15 protein-coding genes are annotated in these 16,766 nt (G+C 63.2%); 6 read left to right on the top strand and 9 right to left on the bottom strand.

Going from position 1 to position 16,766, the window contains the following annotated elements:
* Nucleotides 1-47 precede the first annotated feature (47 nt).
* Nucleotides 48-1,565: a carotenoid oxygenase family protein gene (locus tag FGL95_RS17835; protein WP_169589289.1), complete on the bottom strand. Its 1,518-nt coding sequence runs from the start codon at nucleotides 1,563-1,565 to the stop codon at nucleotides 48-50.
* Entirely contained in the window at nucleotides 1,562-2,797 is a 1,236-nt protein-coding gene (locus FGL95_RS17830) for an acetyl-CoA acetyltransferase (protein ID WP_169589287.1), read from the bottom strand. Before FGL95_RS17830 ends, FGL95_RS17835 begins: the two co-directional genes overlap by 4 nt.
* Before the next feature lie 134 nt (nucleotides 2,798-2,931).
* Between FGL95_RS17830 and FGL95_RS17825 the strand changes: the two genes are divergently transcribed.
* Complete coding sequence (locus tag FGL95_RS17825) at nucleotides 2,932-6,819, top strand: Pls/PosA family non-ribosomal peptide synthetase (RefSeq protein WP_420838060.1); 3,888 nt, start codon at nucleotides 2,932-2,934, stop codon at nucleotides 6,817-6,819.
* Nucleotides 6,819-8,147, top strand: a complete 1,329-nt coding sequence (locus FGL95_RS17820) for a M1 family metallopeptidase (protein WP_169589283.1) — start codon at nucleotides 6,819-6,821, stop codon at nucleotides 8,145-8,147. The genes FGL95_RS17825 and FGL95_RS17820 overlap by 1 nt, the downstream gene beginning before the upstream one ends.
* A gap of 1 nt (nucleotide 8,148) precedes the next feature.
* Here the strand turns inward: FGL95_RS17820 and FGL95_RS17815 are convergent, their stop codons facing one another.
* The 7 genes from FGL95_RS17815 to FGL95_RS17785 form a co-directional block, all read right to left on the bottom strand.
* Nucleotides 8,149-8,346: a hypothetical protein gene (locus FGL95_RS17815; RefSeq protein ID WP_169589281.1), complete on the bottom strand. Its 198-nt coding sequence runs from the start codon at nucleotides 8,344-8,346 to the stop codon at nucleotides 8,149-8,151.
* A 9-nt stretch (nucleotides 8,347-8,355) separates the two neighbouring features.
* Nucleotides 8,356-8,769 carry a DUF2752 domain-containing protein gene (locus tag FGL95_RS17810; RefSeq protein WP_169589278.1) on the bottom strand — a complete coding sequence of 138 codons (414 nt, stop codon included), beginning with the start codon at nucleotides 8,767-8,769 and terminating at the stop codon, nucleotides 8,356-8,358.
* A 133-nt stretch (nucleotides 8,770-8,902) separates the two neighbouring features.
* A complete protein-coding gene (locus tag FGL95_RS17805; protein WP_169589276.1) occupies nucleotides 8,903-9,199 on the bottom strand; it encodes a trypco2 family protein in 297 nt (98 codons plus the stop codon).
* 92 nt (nucleotides 9,200-9,291) lie between these two features.
* Nucleotides 9,292-11,016, bottom strand: a complete 1,725-nt coding sequence (locus FGL95_RS17800; protein WP_169589274.1) for a GMC oxidoreductase — start codon at nucleotides 11,014-11,016, stop codon at nucleotides 9,292-9,294.
* An 8-nt stretch (nucleotides 11,017-11,024) separates the two neighbouring features.
* Entirely contained in the window at nucleotides 11,025-11,654 is a 630-nt protein-coding gene (locus FGL95_RS17795; RefSeq protein WP_169589272.1) for a hypothetical protein, read from the bottom strand.
* A 37-nt stretch (nucleotides 11,655-11,691) separates the two neighbouring features.
* The gene (locus FGL95_RS17790; protein WP_169589270.1) at nucleotides 11,692-13,014 is read right to left on the bottom strand and encodes a cytochrome P450; all 1,323 of its coding nucleotides are present in this window, start codon (nucleotides 13,012-13,014) and stop codon (nucleotides 11,692-11,694) included.
* A gap of 3 nt (nucleotides 13,015-13,017) precedes the next feature.
* A complete protein-coding gene (locus FGL95_RS17785; protein ID WP_169589268.1) occupies nucleotides 13,018-14,808 on the bottom strand; it encodes a peroxidase family protein in 1,791 nt (596 codons plus the stop codon).
* Between the two features lie 95 nt (nucleotides 14,809-14,903).
* Between FGL95_RS17785 and FGL95_RS17780 the strand changes: the two genes are divergently transcribed.
* The 4 genes from FGL95_RS17780 to FGL95_RS17765 all read left to right on the top strand — a co-directional run bounded on the left by FGL95_RS17780 (nucleotide 14,904) and on the right by FGL95_RS17765 (nucleotide 16,709).
* Nucleotides 14,904-15,572, top strand: a complete 669-nt coding sequence (locus tag FGL95_RS17780; RefSeq protein ID WP_169589266.1) for a TetR/AcrR family transcriptional regulator — start codon at nucleotides 14,904-14,906, stop codon at nucleotides 15,570-15,572.
* A gap of 158 nt (nucleotides 15,573-15,730) precedes the next feature.
* Nucleotides 15,731-16,078 (top strand): hypothetical protein, encoded by a 348-nt coding sequence (locus tag FGL95_RS17775; RefSeq protein ID WP_169589264.1) that lies wholly within the window; start codon nucleotides 15,731-15,733, stop codon nucleotides 16,076-16,078.
* Nucleotides 16,075-16,425 carry a hypothetical protein gene (locus FGL95_RS17770; RefSeq protein ID WP_169589262.1) on the top strand — a complete coding sequence of 117 codons (351 nt, stop codon included), beginning with the start codon at nucleotides 16,075-16,077 and terminating at the stop codon, nucleotides 16,423-16,425. The genes FGL95_RS17775 and FGL95_RS17770 overlap by 4 nt, the downstream gene beginning before the upstream one ends.
* Nucleotides 16,426-16,487: 62 nt before the next feature.
* Nucleotides 16,488-16,709 carry a (2Fe-2S)-binding protein gene (locus FGL95_RS17765; RefSeq protein WP_240963121.1) on the top strand — a complete coding sequence of 74 codons (222 nt, stop codon included), beginning with the start codon at nucleotides 16,488-16,490 and terminating at the stop codon, nucleotides 16,707-16,709.
* Nucleotides 16,710-16,766: the final 57 nt, after the last annotated feature.

The following is a 16,766-nucleotide window of genomic DNA, read 5'->3' as shown; positions in this document are numbered from 1 at the left end:
AGTCCGCGCCGAGAACGCGTTCTAATTTCGAAACATAATCAGCGGTTTCAAAGACCGAGTGCAGCCACCATCGAGTCGGCCGTTCGCCAGTTCGGCAAGACGTCTCCGGACGCCCACGTGCTGTGCGTGCCACTCGAGATTCGCTCGGGCAAACGGAGTCGACAGACGGGTCCGATCGTCAGGTTCGCGGCGTCGAAAACCAGGCATTCCGAGCGATCCTTGTTCACATCAGTGGTCAACGTGATCAGGTAGCCGTCGTCCTCCGCGGTCGAGCCGACCCGCGGCGCCATCGCCGTCTCGCTGCCGAACACACCGTCGCCGAACGAGTAGTGCTCCTCTTTGCCGGACTCTCCATCGTGCTTGAGCAAGCCGTCGAACAAGAAGAAGCCCGGCACACCCGTCGTCGCGTAGGTGTAGCGATGGCGCCGACCGACATAGTCGCCGTTGATCATCGGGAACTCGCTGAGCGTCTCGCTCACCCGCTCTTCGGTCGCCTGACCTGTCCGCATGTTCAGCCGCCAGCGATGCAGCCTCGTCTGCATTCCGTCGAGCGACAAGAACCGCGAAAGCCGTTGGTAGTACGTGGCATCCGCAGGCACCTGCGGTTCTGGATTGTCCTGGAAGTAGCCCTCGACGACGATGTCGTCCCCGTCTTCGTACGCATTGGACCAATGCAACACGTAGGTCGGGCCTGCCTCGAACCAGCGGATCTCGTGCGACTGCCCGCGCCGCGGAATTACTCCGAGCCGGGTCGGCAGGTCCGGCCGGAAGCGTGCAGCGTAGCCACCTTTCTTCAGGATCTCCTCGTCCCAGAACAACGGCAGGTCGTTGAGGATCGCGTAGTTCTCGGTGTACGCCATGTCGTGCGGCAGCCGCGGACCCGGCAATTCGATGTCGACGAAGTGGACCAGTCGGTCGTCGGCGTCGATCACGCCGTAGTGCATGTACGGCGCGTCGGTGCCGTAGTTGAAGAAGAGCATCTCCCCGGTGCGCTCGTCTACCTTAGGATGCGCCGAAACGCCTACCGCACTGGGGAATTGGCCGTGCCAGGTCGACTTACCGAGATCGTCGAGCGTCAGCGGATCCAAGCGATACAGGTCGCCACATTGATAGAAGCTGGTGATCGCCACACCCGCATGGACGACGACATCGGTGCTCGATGCATCCTTCATCCGCCCGCGTGCGCCCCACCCGCCCTCGCGCAACGCCTTCGACGGACGTTCCGAGATACCCGGCCACAGTGCGTGGCCCGCCTCTTGCTCTGCTGTCAGGCCGTCCGTCCGCACGAATCTGTTGCGGTAGAAAGCCTTTCCGTCGCGAAAGCCGACCACGTGCACCATCGCATCACCATCGAACGGGTGGTAACGACCGATCGACGGTGCCACCGGATTCTCGGTGTTGCGGAGGTAGACGCCGTCCAGGTCGGCCGGGATGTCGCCGGCGATCAGCTCGAGATCGGGCGCGTCCCACTCGGTCGTTTGCGGGCGCCATGCTCCGGTTCGATACGGGTGATCGTCGTCTTCGGGCAGCGTGCTGAGAATTCTGCCGACCAATTCCGTGTTCACGGCGCCACTCCCAAATCCCCGCCCTCGACAACGAAACTCACCACGGTGGTGGTACTGCCACCGATATTCAAAGTAGCGAATTTCTCGGCGCCGTCGACCTGGCAATCGCCTGCGGTGCCGGTGACCTGTTTCGCCGAATCGACGAGCATCCGAACACCGGTGGCGCCCACGGGGTGACCACCACCGATCAAGCCGCCGGTCGGATTGATCGGCAGCCGCCCATCGCGGGCGATCTCGCCCGATTCGATCGCCTTCCAACTCTCGCCTGGCGGCGTGACGCCGAGATGGTCGATAGCGAGGTACTCCGACATCGAAAAGCAATCGTGCACCTCGACGCCGTCGATACGGTCGATGCTGTCGACGCCGGCTCTACCGAGTGCGTCGAGAACGGTCCGGCGTACGTGCGGCAGAACGTACGGGTCGTCGGCGCTGGCTTCGAGCTTGCGGTCGAGCGGCAACCCGACGGTCCGGTGCCCCCAGCCGCTGATGCGAACGCCAGGCTTCCGTGCATGCTGCTGTAGGAATCGCTCCGACACGAGTACGACGCCAGCCGCACCGTCGGTGAGCTGACTGCAATCCTGCCTGCGCAACCGTCCGTCGACCACAGGGTTCAGCTCGTCATCGGCGGTGAAGCTGCCCGGTGCGTATGCCCACTTCCTGGTCTGTGCCAGCGGATTCGCGCGTGCGTTGGCGATATTGAGTTCGCTGACCGCGCGTAGATGAGCGTCGTCGATGCCGTAGCGGCGGTCGTACTCGTCGGCGAGCAGGCTGAAGGTGCGCGGCCAGACGAAGTTCGTGTCCTGCGCTTCGTGACCGACCCAGGCGGCGGCACCCATGTTTTTGGCGCCCACCTCACCGGGGACAGTCTTTTCCAGTTCCGCGCCGATGACCAGCGCGCAGTCGTAGCGGCCGGACCCAAGGTCGGCCATCGCAGCGAGGACCGCGAGGCTCCCCGACGCGCACGCGCCTTCGTGCGAGGTGGCGGGCACACCCCACAGTTCCGGCACGACCGTGGCCGCCATGCCACCCAGATGTCCTTGCCCAGTGAACAATTGACCGAACGCGTTGCCGACGTGGATGACTTCGATGTGTTCGGGACCGACGCCGGATGCGTCGAGGGTCTTGGGGACCGCCTCGCCGAACAGCGCATCGAAGCCCAGCCCGTCGCGATGCCAATTTCGGGCGAAGTCGGTTTGGTAACCACCGAGGACGTAAACATCGGATGCCGCCATCCAACCGACGCTAGACCACCTGTGAGTCTTTTCGGAGTCCCTGGACTCCAAAAAGACTCACAGCAGGCAGAATTAGCGTCGTTCATCTGACGGTAAGAAAGCCGTGAGATAACGGGGCTTCAATCCGACCGCAAATGCGAAGGTGGGCAAGCTTGGCAGTCCAGTCGAACGATGTCGATCCGATTGCGCAGGTCCCGTCGGAGTACCTGCGCTCCGGATTGGCAGCACCGCCGCGGACGCTTATCGACATCCTCGCCGCAACCGCAGCCGCGTTCCCCGATGCGCCCGCAATCGACGACGGTCACGTTCAACTGTCGTACGAAGAGTTGCTTGCCGAGGTCGCCGAAGGCGCCGCATGGCTCGAGCGCACGGGCGTGCGTGCAGGTGACCGGGTCGGCGTGCGGATGCCGTCCGGCTCGTACTCGCTCTACGTCGCAATCCTGTCGATCCTGCAGGCCGGGGCTGCGTATGTGCCGGTCGACGCCGACGACCCCGAGGAGCGAGCCGAGTTGGTGTTCGGCGAAGCTCAGGTCACGGCGATCATCACCGGTGACGGCGTCGACTCGACCGTTCCGATGCGCGAAGGTTCGACGCGGCCGCCGACCGTCGAGGACGACGCGTGGGTCATCTTCACCTCCGGTTCGACAGGCACGCCGAAAGGTGTTGCCGTCAGCCACCGCAACGCCGCTGCGTTCGTCGATGCCGAATCGCGCTTGTTCCTCCAGGAAGAACCGATCGGGCCAGGCGACCGCGTCCTCGCCGGACTATCGGTCGCCTTCGACGCGTCGTGCGAGGAGATGTGGCTTGCGTGGCGCTACGGCGCTTGCCTGGTCCCCGCTCCCCGCGCGCTCGTTCGCAGCGGCATGGACCTCGGACCATGGTTGATCGCCCACGAAGTCAGCGTTGTCTCGACAGTCCCGACCCTGGCGTCGATGTGGCCCGCGGAAGCGCTGGAAGCCGTGCGGCTGTTGATCTTCGGTGGCGAGGCGTGCCCGCCCGACCTCGTCGACCGCCTCGCGGTCGGACGCGAAGTCTGGAACACCTACGGACCGACCGAGGCGACAGTCGTCGCGTGCGCGGCGCAGATGACGCCGGGGGTGCCGGTCAGCATCGGGCTGCCTCTCGACGGCTGGGACCTCGCCGTGGTCGACAGCGACGACAGACCGGTCCCTGTGGGCGAAACCGGCGAACTCGTGATCGGCGGCGTCGGCCTTGCGCGCTACCTCGACGCGGCGAAGGACGCGGAGAAGTACGCACCGATGGCCACCTTGGGCTGGGACCGCGCCTATCGCAGCGGCGACCTGGTCCGGCTGGAGCCGTCCGGGCTGATCTTCATCGGACGCGCAGACGACCAGGTCAAGCTCGGCGGTCGCCGGATCGAACTCGGCGAGGTCGACGTCGCCCTGCAAAATCTGAACGGTGTCGCGGGCGGCGCTGCTGCCGTTCGGACCACGACTGCCGGCCATCAAATTCTCGTCGGCTATGTGGCGAGCGCTGATCCGGATTTCGACGTCAAGGCCGCGCGCGAGGAACTGGCCGAGCACTTGCCTGCCGCCCTCGTCCCGCGGCTGGCGCTCGTCGACGAACTGCCGACGCGAACGTCCGGAAAGGTCGACCGCGCAGCATTGCCCTGGCCACTTCCCGGGGCAGACGACGCCGTCGACCACGGATTGACGGGAACGGCGGGGTGGGTCGCGGGACTGTGGACATCGGTCCTCGGCGCCGAAATCACCGGCCCTGACCTGGATTTCTTCGAAGTCGGCGGTGGCTCGCTCGCAGCGGCACAGTTGGTGACGGCGTTGCGGGAGCGCTTCCCCGAAGTCACGGTCGCGCAGTTGTACGACCATCCCCGGCTCGGATCGCTTGCCGACATGCTCGACGAGTTCGCGCCGAAGGAGGATGTCGAACCGCGGCTGGTCAAGCCCACTCCCCGATCGAGCCAACTGCTGCAGATCGCGCTGACCGTGCCACTGATGACCCTCACCGGTCTGCAATGGGTCACGTGGCTGGCGCTGGCCGCGAACATCTTCTCGCACGTCAATCCGTTGATTCCAACCTTGTCGTGGTGGTGGACCGCACTCTTCTTCTTCCTGTTCATCACACCGATCGGCAGGATGGCGATCTGCGTGGTCGGTGCGCGAATACTCCTGCGCGATCTGACACCGGGTTCCTATCCGCGAGGCGGATCGGTCCATATCCGGCTGTGGGTCGCGTTGCGTCTGTCCGAGGCCAGCGGCGCCGAAAACCTTTCCGGTGCACCATGGATGGTCCCGTTCGCTCGCGCACTCGGCGCGAAGATCGGCCGCGGCGTAGACCTGCACACACTGCCGCCGGTCACCGGCATGCTGGAACTCGGCGACGGTTGCTCGATCGAGCCCGAGGTCGACCTGTCGGGCCACTGGATCGACGGCGATGTGGTGCACATCGGCAAGGTGACCATCGGTCCGGGCGCGGTTGTCGGCGCGCGGTCCACGTTGTTGCCGGGCGCCCAGGTCGGCCGCAATGCCGTCGTCGCTGCCGGGTCCGGCGTCATCGGCAAGGTCAAGGCAGGGCAGGAATGGGCGGGCTCGCCTGCCGTGAAGGTCGGCAAGGCCTCCTATCCCTGGCCGGAGCAAACGCCGCCCCGCGCACCCCATTGGGTCGTCGTATTCGGTCTCACATCGATTGCGCTGGGCGCGATGCCGATTGCCGGACTCGCAGCCGGCATCGCGCTGATCGGGTGGTGGATCAAGGACGAGAAAACGCTGTTGTCGGCGGCGTTGCAGACGCTGATCGTCCTCCCATTTGCGACGCTACTCAGCCTCAGCGTGTTCGCCGTCGCGACGGTAATCGCCGTGCGACTGCTCGGCATCGGGCTGAAGGAAGGGCACTATCCGGTCCGCAGTCGGGTCGGTTGGCAGGTGTGGTCCACCGAGCGACTGATGGACGCCGCCCGGACCTTCCTGTTCCCCCTGTACGCGAGCCTGTTGACGCCCGGTTGGCTGCGCCTGCTCGGCGCGAACGTCGGTAAGGACACCGAGATTTCGACTGCCCTGGTTCTGCCGAAGTTCACGACCGTCGCCGACGGCGCATTCCTGGCCGACGACACGATGGTCGCAAGCTACGAACTCGGCGGCGGCTGGATGCACATTGCCGAAGCGAAGGTCGGCAAGCGCGCATTCCTCGGCAACTCGGGCATGACCGCGCCAGGCCGGCGGGTCCCCAAGAACGGCCTAGTGGCGGTGCTCTCGGCCGCACCGTCGAAGTCGAAAGCAGGGTCGTCGTGGCTGGGTAGTCCACCGGTCCGGCTGCGGCGTTCCGCGAACGAAGCGGACGTCGAGCGCACGTTCCACCCGCCCGCGAAATTGAAAGTCGCACGCGCCCTGGTCGAAACCTGCCGCCTGCTACCCGTGATGGTCACCTTCGGCATCGGCCTCGCCGTGCTGTTCACCCTCGCGTGGCTGGCGTCGACTGTCGACTGGTGGCTGGCGTCAGCGCTGAGCGGCGTGGTCATGCTGGTCGCAGGCGCTGTGGCCGGCGGTATTTCGGTCGCCGCGAAATGGCTGATGGTCGGCCGCATCGAGAAGATCGAGCACCCACTGTGGAGCTCGTTCGTCTGGCGCAACGAGGTGTCGGACGCGTTCGTCGAGACGGTCGCGGCTCCGTGGTTCGCTCGTGCCGCGACGGGAACAGCAGTTCTCAACATGTGGCTTCGCGCACTCGGCGCAAAGATCGGCCGTGGCGTATGGTGCGAATCCTATTGGCTCCCAGAGGCAGATCTCGTGACTCTGGGCGACGGGGCAACAGTGGAGCGGGGGTGCGTCGTGCAGACTCATCTGTTCCATGATCGGATCATGGCTATGGACACCGTGACGCTAGGAGCGGGAGCAACTCTCGGACCGCATTGTGTCGCCCTCCCCGCAGCGAGCGTCGGCGACGGCGCAACCGTCGGGCCGGCGTCGTTGGTCATGCGGGGCGATTCGGTCCCACCGTCGACGCGCTGGCAAGGCAATCCCGTCGCTCCGTGGACCGGTGATTGTTGATGCCGACAGCCAAGTTCTACGAGGAGCCCATCGATCCGTACCTGCCGCAGAACGGCAATCGTGGGTACCGGGTTTCGCGATACGAGCTCGAACTGCAGTACAAGGTCGCCAGCAACCGGCTCGCAGGCAAAGCGACTATCACCGCGGTTACCACTGCGATCCGCACCAAGTTCGCTCTGGACTTGTCGCAGAGCCTCACGGTCTCGAAGGTGACGGTCAACGGGTCGCGCGCCGAGAAGTACGCCCACCAGCGCGGAAAGTTGGTCATCACGCCGCAGGAGAAGATTCCGTCGGGCGGAGTGCTGTCCATCGTCGTCCAATACGCCGGAACGCCGAAGCCGATCAGGGGCCCGTGGGGTGAGGTCGGCTGGGAGGAACTCAGCGAAGGCGTCATCGTCGCCAGCCAACCCAACGGTGCCGCGTCGTGGTTCCCGTGCGACGATCACCCGAGTTCCAAAGCCAGCTACCGCATTTCGATCACGACCGACTCGCCGTTCTACGCTCTGGCAAACGGCACACTGATGCGTAAGCAGGTCAAGTCGAGCCAAACGACGTGGGTGTACGAGCAGTCCGAACCGATGGCGAGCTACCTCGCGACGATTCAGATCGGTCAGTACGAGCGGCGGCGGATCGGCCGTGAGGACGTTCCGATGAACGCCGTCGTGCCGCCCCGACTCCGTGCCGAGTTCGACCACGACTTCGCCCGGCAGCCCCAGATGCTTCGGACCTTCGTAAAGTTGTTCGGGCCGTATCCTTTTGCCGATTACACGGTCGTCGTGACCGACGACAAGCTCGAGATCCCGATCGAAGCGCAGGGCATCTCGATCTTCGGCGCGAATCACTGCGATGGTAGGCGGGGCGCGGAACGCCTTGTGGCGCATGAGCTCGCCCATCAGTGGTTCGGCAACAGCTTGACGATTCGTGTGTGGCGCGACATCTGGTTGCACGAGGGTTTCGCGACCTACGCCGAATGGTTGTGGTCGGAGAACTCGGGCGGTCCGACTGCAGAGCAGTTGGCGAAGGCTGCCCGCCACAACCTGTCCCGGCTGCCGCAGGACATCACGATCGGCGACCCCGGTCCGGAGCTGATGTTCGACGACCGGGTCTACAAACGTGGTGCGCTCACACTGCACGCACTGCGAAACGAGTTGCGCGACACCAAATTCTTCGATTTGCTCCGCACCTGGACCGCGAAGCATCGGCACTCGTCGGTCACCACCGAGGAGTTCACCGACCTCGCGTCGCATTATGCGCGTTTTCCGCTACGCCCGCTGTGGGATGCCTGGCTGAACGAGAAGACGCTGCCGGAGCTCTCCCCTCGGTCGTGAACTACGGCACCCAGTAGCGAGTGGCGAGTTCGTCGACGATCGGGTCGTCGTCATCGACCTCGTCGAGCGTCGCAAGATCGGATTCGAGCGTGATCAGCCGGGGGTCGTCAGCCTCGGCAAGGTCGGCAGCCGTACCACCGTCTTCGGCAATTTGGCGCAACAATTTCTCGCGCACGCGGGCCTTGAGCGAATCGGTCACCCAGATCTCCTAGGGGCTTAGCCAAGTTCCCCATGGAGTGTTTCGCAGGACCGTGAATCCGACAAGAGCCACGGCCAACACCGCCCCATGAACCTTCGTGAACACGATCTTGCCGCGCGGGCGATCATGCCAGAGCCGGTCGACCCACATCAGCCATGCGAGCGCTGCCAGGAGCAGAACCGGCACGATGAGTACGTTGCTCGACAGCGACCCGACGACATCACCGTTGGTCAGATTGTTCATCGCACGAAGCCCACCGCAGCCTGGGCACCACAAGCCCGTCAACTCATGAAATGGACACACGCCGTACGAATGCGAGACATGCGGATCGCGGAAATGCAGCAGCGTCAGCGCACCGACCCCTGCAACCGCCGCACCCAAAGGCGCAAGCAGGCGGCCGCGCGTCTCGGCAGGTGCAGTCACACTTTCAGGGTAGGCGGACCATAGAACCGGCGTCGAATTCCGGCGGAGCCTTGCCCCGCAAGCCAATTTGTTCGCCGCAGAGGCAATTGCGCATGTGGGTTACAAATTGCCTTGCGGCGTGGGTCGGGCGAACCTATGACCGCCGGTGCCGCGCGCCCTTGAGCGGGCGCTCGAAGTCTTTGGGATTCAGCACCAACTTGATTCGATGCTCGACGCCGGAGTCGTGTTCTGCCTCTGCACCAGCGACGACGCCGAACTCCAGTTTCTCGTCACCTGGCCTGTGGTTTCGCAACTCGACGCAAAACTCGACCTCGACCCTGCCGAGCTCGAAGGTCCCATGTTCGTCGGGCCTAGTCGTCTCCGCGTCGACGAGTTGTCGCTTGAGCACTGCGAGCGCTTCGGTCAGCTCGACCCACTCTCCATCCGCCATGGAGGAATCTTTACATGAAACCGACCAATTCGCCGCTCGGGCAGCTCGAAACAGGGAATCAGTTTGGAAACAATTGCGTCTCGTGACAGTGATCAGCTGTCGTCAGCCTCCCGGGCCGGGTCGTACTGGGACAACCCGAGTTCCGCGCGAAGATGTTCAGCCACTCGTTCGGTGAACATCGATATTGTGAGAAATGGATTCACACCGATGGCGCGCGGAATGATCGAACCGTCCGTGACGTACAACCCGTCGTACGTCCCGCCGTCCGGACGAAAGACTCGTCCCGCATGATCGACAACACCACCATCGACGTTGTCGGCCGTGGCGCAACCGCCCATCGGGTGCGCAGTAATCAGATGATTGCCGAAAAATGCGTTCGTCCACCATGGGTTCTTGATATACGTGCCGCCGATCGCTTCGACGGCAGGTTTCAGAATGTCGTCGACATCCTTGTACATACGCTCGGTCGGTGCGCCTGGCCAGTCGATCTTGACCGAGCCATCGTTCTGCAGGACGAGTTCGCCGTCCGAGTTGTCGTGCACCATGATCAAGAATCCGAGCGAATGGTTCATTGCGCCATCGACATTGAAGGTCGCGTCCTTGCGCCACCGATTGACCCTCGACGGTCGGACATCCGGATACTTCGCCGCGGCTAGCGCCATCAGGCCGAGCCGGAACACGTCCTGTACGGCACGCGGAACCGACAGATCCTCGACCGTGAATCGCTTCCTCAAATCGGCCTGGTCTGCGCCGAATCGCATTGCCATCGTGATACTCGGTCCGCACATCAGCCCGGACCGCGGCGGACCATCGCTGCTCGCCCATGCTTGCGTGTCGGTTCTCAGGTCAGTGTTGTAGGCAATCCCGAAATTGTCGCCGTTGCCGCTGAAGTTCTTGCCCAATCTGGTCGAGAACTCCAAACCCGCAGCCCTGGAACGCAGAAGGATGCCACTCGTGCCAAGTGTCCCGGCAGCGACCACAACTCGGCGAGCTGACACGACGACCGGCTCGTCGAGCAATCCTCTTGTCCCACTTCGCCGTTTCCCGATCACCCGCCAGTTTCCGTCGGGTGCCTGTTCGACGCGATCCACCTCGATACACGTGAACAGTTCGACGCCGAAATGCTTTGCCATCGGCAGGTAGTTCGTCATCAGCGTGTTCTTCGACGCCGTGTTGTCGCCGGTGCCATCGCCGCCATGCATCGGGCACGCGCGGCGTTCGACACCGTATCGGGTGACGCGATCTTCCTTGTTGACGGTGATCTCGAGCGGAACCATCTCGGCCCCGGCATTTTTCGCGATTCGACCGAACACGTCCGCTCGCCGGAGCGTCTCGCCATCGAGGAAACGATTCGCGCCGAGCATCTTTCGCGCTCGATCGAAGTACTCGTCCAGGCCACCGGCACCGCCGCGATCGCGTTCGGCCAATTCTCGAAACGGACGGGGCCATGAGGCGAGAAACACGTCGCGATCGGGGACGATCGCAACATTGAAGTTCACCAGCGAAGTGCCACCGAGTCCGTTGGCATGTATGACGTCGACGGTCGGATTGCGGTCGATCTCGATCAACCCGAGTGGGCTCACCGCCGAACGGACCGAACTGACAGCAGCTTCCTGGGTTTCAGGAAACGTGCCGGTCGGATGCTCGGCGCCCCGCTCGAGAACCGCGATCTTCAGCTTCCCGCCGGCGTCTGCGCTCGCAATGCCGAGTCGGGCCGCGGTGATGGCACCGCCGTAGCCCGATCCGACAATCACGATGTCGTAGTCCGCTTGCAACGCCTCCGGCGAATTCGCCAAAGCCGGTGCGACGGATGGCATTTTCAGTCCTACGTGTGCAGCGCGAAGAAGCCGACCATCTCGTACTTGTCACCGGGCAGCCGGTACAGAATCTTGCCGAGGTATGCGCCAGGGACCACCTCGACGAGTTCGTCGCGAATACTCCTGATCACAAGTCCGGGATTGTCTTCGACGTCGGCGTAGTCGATCACCATGACCTGTACATCGGGGTCGGCCTTGCCGGCCTCGACATAGGTCTTGAAATCGAACGCCAGCTTGCCGTCGATTGCATCCTTCATCTTGTACAACGGCCAGAGCAGCTTCGACGGGACGGCTGCGATACCGCCCGCCATCCTGTTATCGCCGGTCGCCGCTTCGGAGTCGAAGCGCTTGCCCTGCCAGGGCATCCACAGGCTGGTTATCGCACGGACCGCCGGGTCGAGCAGCCTGTTCGTCGTCGTGGTGACGAGGATCCCGTCGGTCGGACCGTCCAGGTCGGTCGGCGGCACGCCGAGCCGAAACAGCTCGTTCAGTTCCGCTTCGGCAGCGGCTTGATCGGATCCGGCCTTTTCCTTCAGCCCGGTTATCCATTCCCACGCCTCGTCTTTGGCGCCGCGGGCACGGAGGTCGGCGACTCGCGACTCGACGGAATTCGGTGCGGCAGACGTCTCGGTAGCCATGACAAACCTTTCGAAAATGATTGAGCCCAAAGCAAAATCAGACCAGCGGTGGCTTGTCGAAGCCGACAGTGAGGCTGAAAATATCGAGCGTGTGGGGTAATGCGCGGTCCGCGTGCAGGTCCGCACCACTCATTCGGGGATCGGCGGCTTCCAACAGACGAGCGAGCACAGCCGTGCCGAGGAAGACCGCCAAGCCTGCACCAGGGCAACCTTGCGCCCCGTTGCTGAAGAAATTGAACAACCAATTCTCCGCCGCGTTGCCGGAGACCCATTCTTCCGGAGCGAACCGGTCTGCGAAGGACACGCGGTCCCGGTTGCGGTGGTTGCCCAAGTTGTAGATGAAGACCTGAGTGCCGGCCGGAACGATGGAATCGCGCAGTGTCGCCTTGCGCGCCGTGACTCTTGCGAACATCGGCGTTGTCGGCCACAGGCGCATTGTGTCCTGCAGGCACGCGGCCAGGTAGTCCAGTTGTGCAACACCTTCCGCGGACTCGAGATCGGCGCCGGTCAGTTCCTTGCGTACAACGGCAAGCTGGGGACGATGAGTGGCCAGCACAGCAAGCGTGCGGAACACATTCGCCGGCAGCGTGTCTCCCATCGCGAACAGCCAATGCACAAGTTGCCCAGCTGGTTTCGTCTCCTCGTTCTGTGGAGCACCGGCGACGAGGCTGCAAAGACTCCCTTGCGCGCCGACATCGACGTAGTGCTGCACCTTGTCCATGAACGGTTTGAAGTGCTTCGACTCGCCACTGGGCGAACTGTTCGCCTCGTCCATCAGGTCCGCCAACAGCTGCGAGACCTCGGTGTCGTCCGCCGCAGGTTCACCGAAGATCACCCGCCGAGTGATCCGCAGGAACGCATCGTTGATGCGTTCCCACGTGATGTCCTCGGCGCCCAGCGCGTCAGCTTCCTCGTTCGCCACGGCGAGGAAGGTTTGCGCCAAGTGATGCAACGGTTTTCCGGTGTCGAGGATCGCCTCGGCGAATTTGCGCCGGTTCTCCCAGAGCGCGCCGCGAGAGATCGTCAGCGCGTCCGGTTGAAAATGCGACATGCCTTTCTTCTTGGCATCGGGATCGGACGCGAACGGGTCGGGCGACCCCTCCAGCACCGCTTTGATGTCTTCCGGTTGGTGCACGAGCAAGGACTTGTCCTTGCCCACTCGGATGTAGAACGGTTCGTCGCGATCACGGACGAGTCCCTCGTAGAAGCGAACGGCTTGCTTGTCCGCATCGACGAGCTTCGCCGCTCCGGTCACTCTGCGCCGACGTCGAAACAGACCCTGAACGACATTCGGTACCGCGACCTGGGCCGTGAATCGAATGCCGTCCAGCGTCGATGCTTCGGGAAAGCTGTTCGCCACGAGTCAGTCTCCGAATGGCATGTAGGCCTTGACCGTGTCGGCCAGGCGCGTGACCGGATTCTTCGACGAAGGTGGATCGCCCCACGGTGCGAAAATGCGTTCCACGTCCTTGATCTGCGGGCTCAGCTCCGGGTAGTGCCGCAGGAGAACATCTTTCATCGAGGTGTTGTTCACCCAATCGAAGCCGACCTTCGTATAGATCTCCGGACGGAAATCCTTGGTGAAGAATCGGTCGCTCTTGAATCGACGGGACGCCATCAGGATGAAGATCCGGAATGCCGTGTCGGAGAAGCCGAATCCCTTCGGTGGCTTCTCGGCATACATTCCGACCTGCAGATCGACACTGTCGATGTCGCCCTTGTAGAGCTCCGCGATCTCTTTGGCCCATTGCTTGTTCGGCGTGAGGTCGTCGAACGATTTGCGCCGCGGCATGTGGATCGCTTCGCGGAAATCGTTGTAGCGCGGGACACCACGCTCACGATCTCGGACGATGTCGAGGGTCGCGAGGTCGGTGATCTGACCGTCGACGCGAGTCAGATTCCGTAATGCGTTGGGGTAGTTGTGCAAACAGACCGCGCCGGCGCTGGCAACACCGAACGTATACCACATGTCGCCCATCTCGTACTTGTCCATGAAGTCGCGCGTGTACTTGCCCTGAATGTCGGTGAAGTACTTCTTCTCGATCAGCTCACCGCTTGCGAGCGAACGGAATTCCCAATCGTCGGGAATCAGCGGGTGCATGCGATAAACCGACGTGAATTCCTCGGTCAACGAGAACGGCGCGCTGTGATGATCGGTGGGCGAGCCGATGATTCCGCTCAGCGCCTCGTTCGAGCCGACGCGGCCGATTCTGTCTTTGAACGTCTCCCCCAGTGCGCCGTACCAGTTCGCGTTCATGCCGATCTGCAGCGCCGGGTGGCGCAGGACGCAGGTTGTCCATTCCACCGTGTGAATCTTCGCGATGAGAGCCGCGGTAACAAGCCAGGCGATCTCGAAAAGTCGCTGGTCCGTCAACTCGGGGTACGCCTTCTTCAGCGCATCGCAGACCGCGTTGTGCTCCCGAGCGAAGAGAGTGTGCAGCAGGCCGACACCCACCCACCAGTTCTCCATCATGCCGGTCAGGTCGATGCCGGGCTCGTCGCTCTTCGGCAGGCGTAGGTCGTCACCGAGCTTCACCTTGCCGTCGACGAACGTGCGGACCGCCGCCTGCTTCTCCGGACCCGAGCCGTAAATCTGGGACGCGTCCCACCAGTGGGTTTCCTGGTTCTGATAGATCGGCGCATGACCGTTCGACGGCGGCTGCACCGGCAGCAGCGGGGTTCGCCGAATCACCATCGGGTGCTCGGGGAAGTCGTCGTCGTCGCGCAGTGGAATCTCGATCGGTTCCTGCGCGATGCCGGTGCCGTGGAAGAACCAGTTGTGGTTCTCGAACTGCAACCAGGCAGCAGCGAGCGAGTTGATGATGCCCGCAGGCTTGAACGAATCGCGCGCCATCAGCTTGACGCTGATGTCGCGCGGGTGCGGGTCCAGAAGACGCTTGGTGTCGGGCTTCGTCATGCTCAGCGGCACATTGCGACCGAAGCCTGTTCCTTTGGCACCCATCTGCGGGTCGGACAGATCGTTCCAGGTGCCGTCGGGTGTGCGGGCCCGCAATGCTTCCGGAGGCGGCTCTGCGGCTTCGACTTTAGGGCGAATGCCCTCGGCCTCGAAGAGGTTCTTCTCACGCAGTTCGTCGCGCAACTTCGACAAATTCGCCAATTGCAGCACTACCGACGGGAATTCATACCACTGCATTACGAGCCAATCTCTTTGCGAGATCCGGAGGCTGGACCTCTCGCGGAACGGGATGTCAGCGCCACTGAGGCCGCTATCAGTGTAACCTAGCTCACATGACCGACGGGGGGAACAGATTCGCCAAAGCGCACGCAGCAGCCGTCGCGGACCTGCGCACCCGGCAAGCAGATGCCCTCGCTGAACTGCGCAAACGGGAGATTCTGGACACCGCGAGCCGCCTGTTCGCATCGAAGGGCTACCACCAGACAGCTATTGCCGACATCGCCAAAGCGCTCCAGATCGGGCACGGGACCGTCTATCGGTATTTCGAGAACAAGCGCGACATTCTCGACCACATCATCGACGACCTCGCGAGTCGTTTTCTCGCCACAGCCATGCTGGGAAATGCGCCCGACGCTGCGACCACCATTTCCGAATATCGCGCACAAGTGGAGCGATTTGCGGCCGCATTCTGGGGCTTGTCCGACACCGAACCGGCGATCAGGATGCTGCTGCACCAAGCCGACAGCGTCGACCCCGAGCTGGCCGAGCGGACCAACGGCTTCATTCGCTCCGCGGCACTCGTCGTGGCGGGCTACCTCGAAAACGGGCAACAGCGAGGGTTCGTCCGCGCAGACCTAGACCCGCATGCGACGGCCGAGACAGTGATCGCCATCGTCGTCGGCACGATGGTCGGTCATCGCGGGGACGACAAGGCAGCGCGCGAGCGCTACACCGCCGCAGCCGTCAGCCTGATGTTCGACGGCGTCACAGCGCGCAACTGACGGCGTACCTATATCCGTTGGCCGTGCGCGCGCCTCACCCGCCCACGGGTGAATTTCACACACAGTCCTGATTCGGTAACCGTGCGCGATTTTTACCCCGCGGGGGGTGAGACGCGCGCACAGGAACACGTTTGTCGTGATTCTGCCAAGGTTTACGTGTGGACACACCGGATGCCGACTTCGCGCATAGCGACCAAGCACAGAAGATGCGTCGCGAGAAGGCAGTCAGCCTGGCTCGCTTCATCTGGGATCGCGGCATCGATTCGGTTGAGCTTCGCGGGTTGCCCGACGAGCAGTTGAGGAAGCTTGCGCGGGCGGCGGGAGCCAACCCGCCGAGCACCAACGAAACGTGGGTGACCGTCGCCGAATTGCTCGACGAAAAGAACGCGTGGGCCGCTGATCACCCGGACCATCCCGCCGCCGCACCCAGCCACCGCGACGAGAAGATCATGTGGATAAAGCCACCGATCACGCCGTGGACGACGCGCCCTGAGGAGAACACGTGACCTACCCCGAGTACCTCACGATCGCGAACACGCTGCGCGAACGTCTTTCTCAGATCGGCGAGAACGAATCATTCGCGGCGATCAACGATGCGATCGCAGCGTTGGAAACACTGATCCGGGAGCCACCGAACATGTCGCCGATGATCGACGCCGGTCCGCTCGACGACTTTCCCGCCACCAAGGCGGTCGTCTCGACGATGGAAAACGTCTCACATCGCGGCGACGACCAGGGCATCTACGCGATCGCCGGGCTCACTGGGGTCGGCGCTTTGATCAGTGGCCTCAAGCTGGTGGAAATGCTGGTGCAGGGGCTCAACGCACGAGTCGAGCGGCTCGAACAGGCCTGACCAGCACTTATTGGCCAAGCCCAGCCTACCCTTCCGTAGTGTATCCTTACCTAACGCGAACAATGACGTTAGGAAGCTCGGTCATGTACGTATGCATCTGCGCCGCAGTGAGTCAGGCGGAAGCGCGTGAGTGCATCGTCCACGGCGAGGCGCGATCGATCGAAGACATCGTGAATCGATGTGGCGCAGGCGGCGGTTGCGGCAGCTGCCACGACAGGCTCGCCGATCTGCTGTCGAAGCACTCACCTACTGGGGCGCACGCGACTTCGGCGATGAGTCGCTGAATTTTGATCTTCGCAAGCTAGGGTTGGCGGACACCACCCCTTTCACCGGAGGTCTTG

The sequence above is a fragment of the Antrihabitans stalactiti genome (genome assembly GCF_012932915.1).
GTDB lineage: Bacteria > Actinomycetota > Actinomycetes > Mycobacteriales > Mycobacteriaceae > Antrihabitans > Antrihabitans stalactiti.
This window is presented reverse-complemented; position numbering and strand designations above follow the sequence as displayed.

Coding starts and splice junctions, on each gene's coding strand:
- FGL95_RS17830 (WP_169589287.1), bottom strand. CDS start 2,797: ATGGCGGCATCCGATGTTTACGTCCTCGGTGGTTACCAAACCGACTTC.
- FGL95_RS17825 (WP_420838060.1), top strand. CDS start 2,932: ATGCGAAGGTGGGCAAGCTTGGCAGTCCAGTCGAACGATGTCGATCCG.
- FGL95_RS17820 (WP_169589283.1), top strand. CDS start 6,819: ATGCCGACAGCCAAGTTCTACGAGGAGCCCATCGATCCGTACCTGCCG.
- FGL95_RS17805 (WP_169589276.1), bottom strand. CDS start 9,199: ATGGCGGATGGAGAGTGGGTCGAGCTGACCGAAGCGCTCGCAGTGCTC.
- FGL95_RS17800 (WP_169589274.1), bottom strand. CDS start 11,016: ATGCCATCCGTCGCACCGGCTTTGGCGAATTCGCCGGAGGCGTTGCAA.
- FGL95_RS17795 (WP_169589272.1), bottom strand. CDS start 11,654: ATGGCTACCGAGACGTCTGCCGCACCGAATTCCGTCGAGTCGCGAGTC.
- FGL95_RS17785 (WP_169589268.1), bottom strand. CDS start 14,808: ATGCAGTGGTATGAATTCCCGTCGGTAGTGCTGCAATTGGCGAATTTG.
- FGL95_RS17780 (WP_169589266.1), top strand. CDS start 14,904: ATGACCGACGGGGGGAACAGATTCGCCAAAGCGCACGCAGCAGCCGTC.
- FGL95_RS17765 (WP_240963121.1), top strand. CDS start 16,488: ATGACGTTAGGAAGCTCGGTCATGTACGTATGCATCTGCGCCGCAGTG.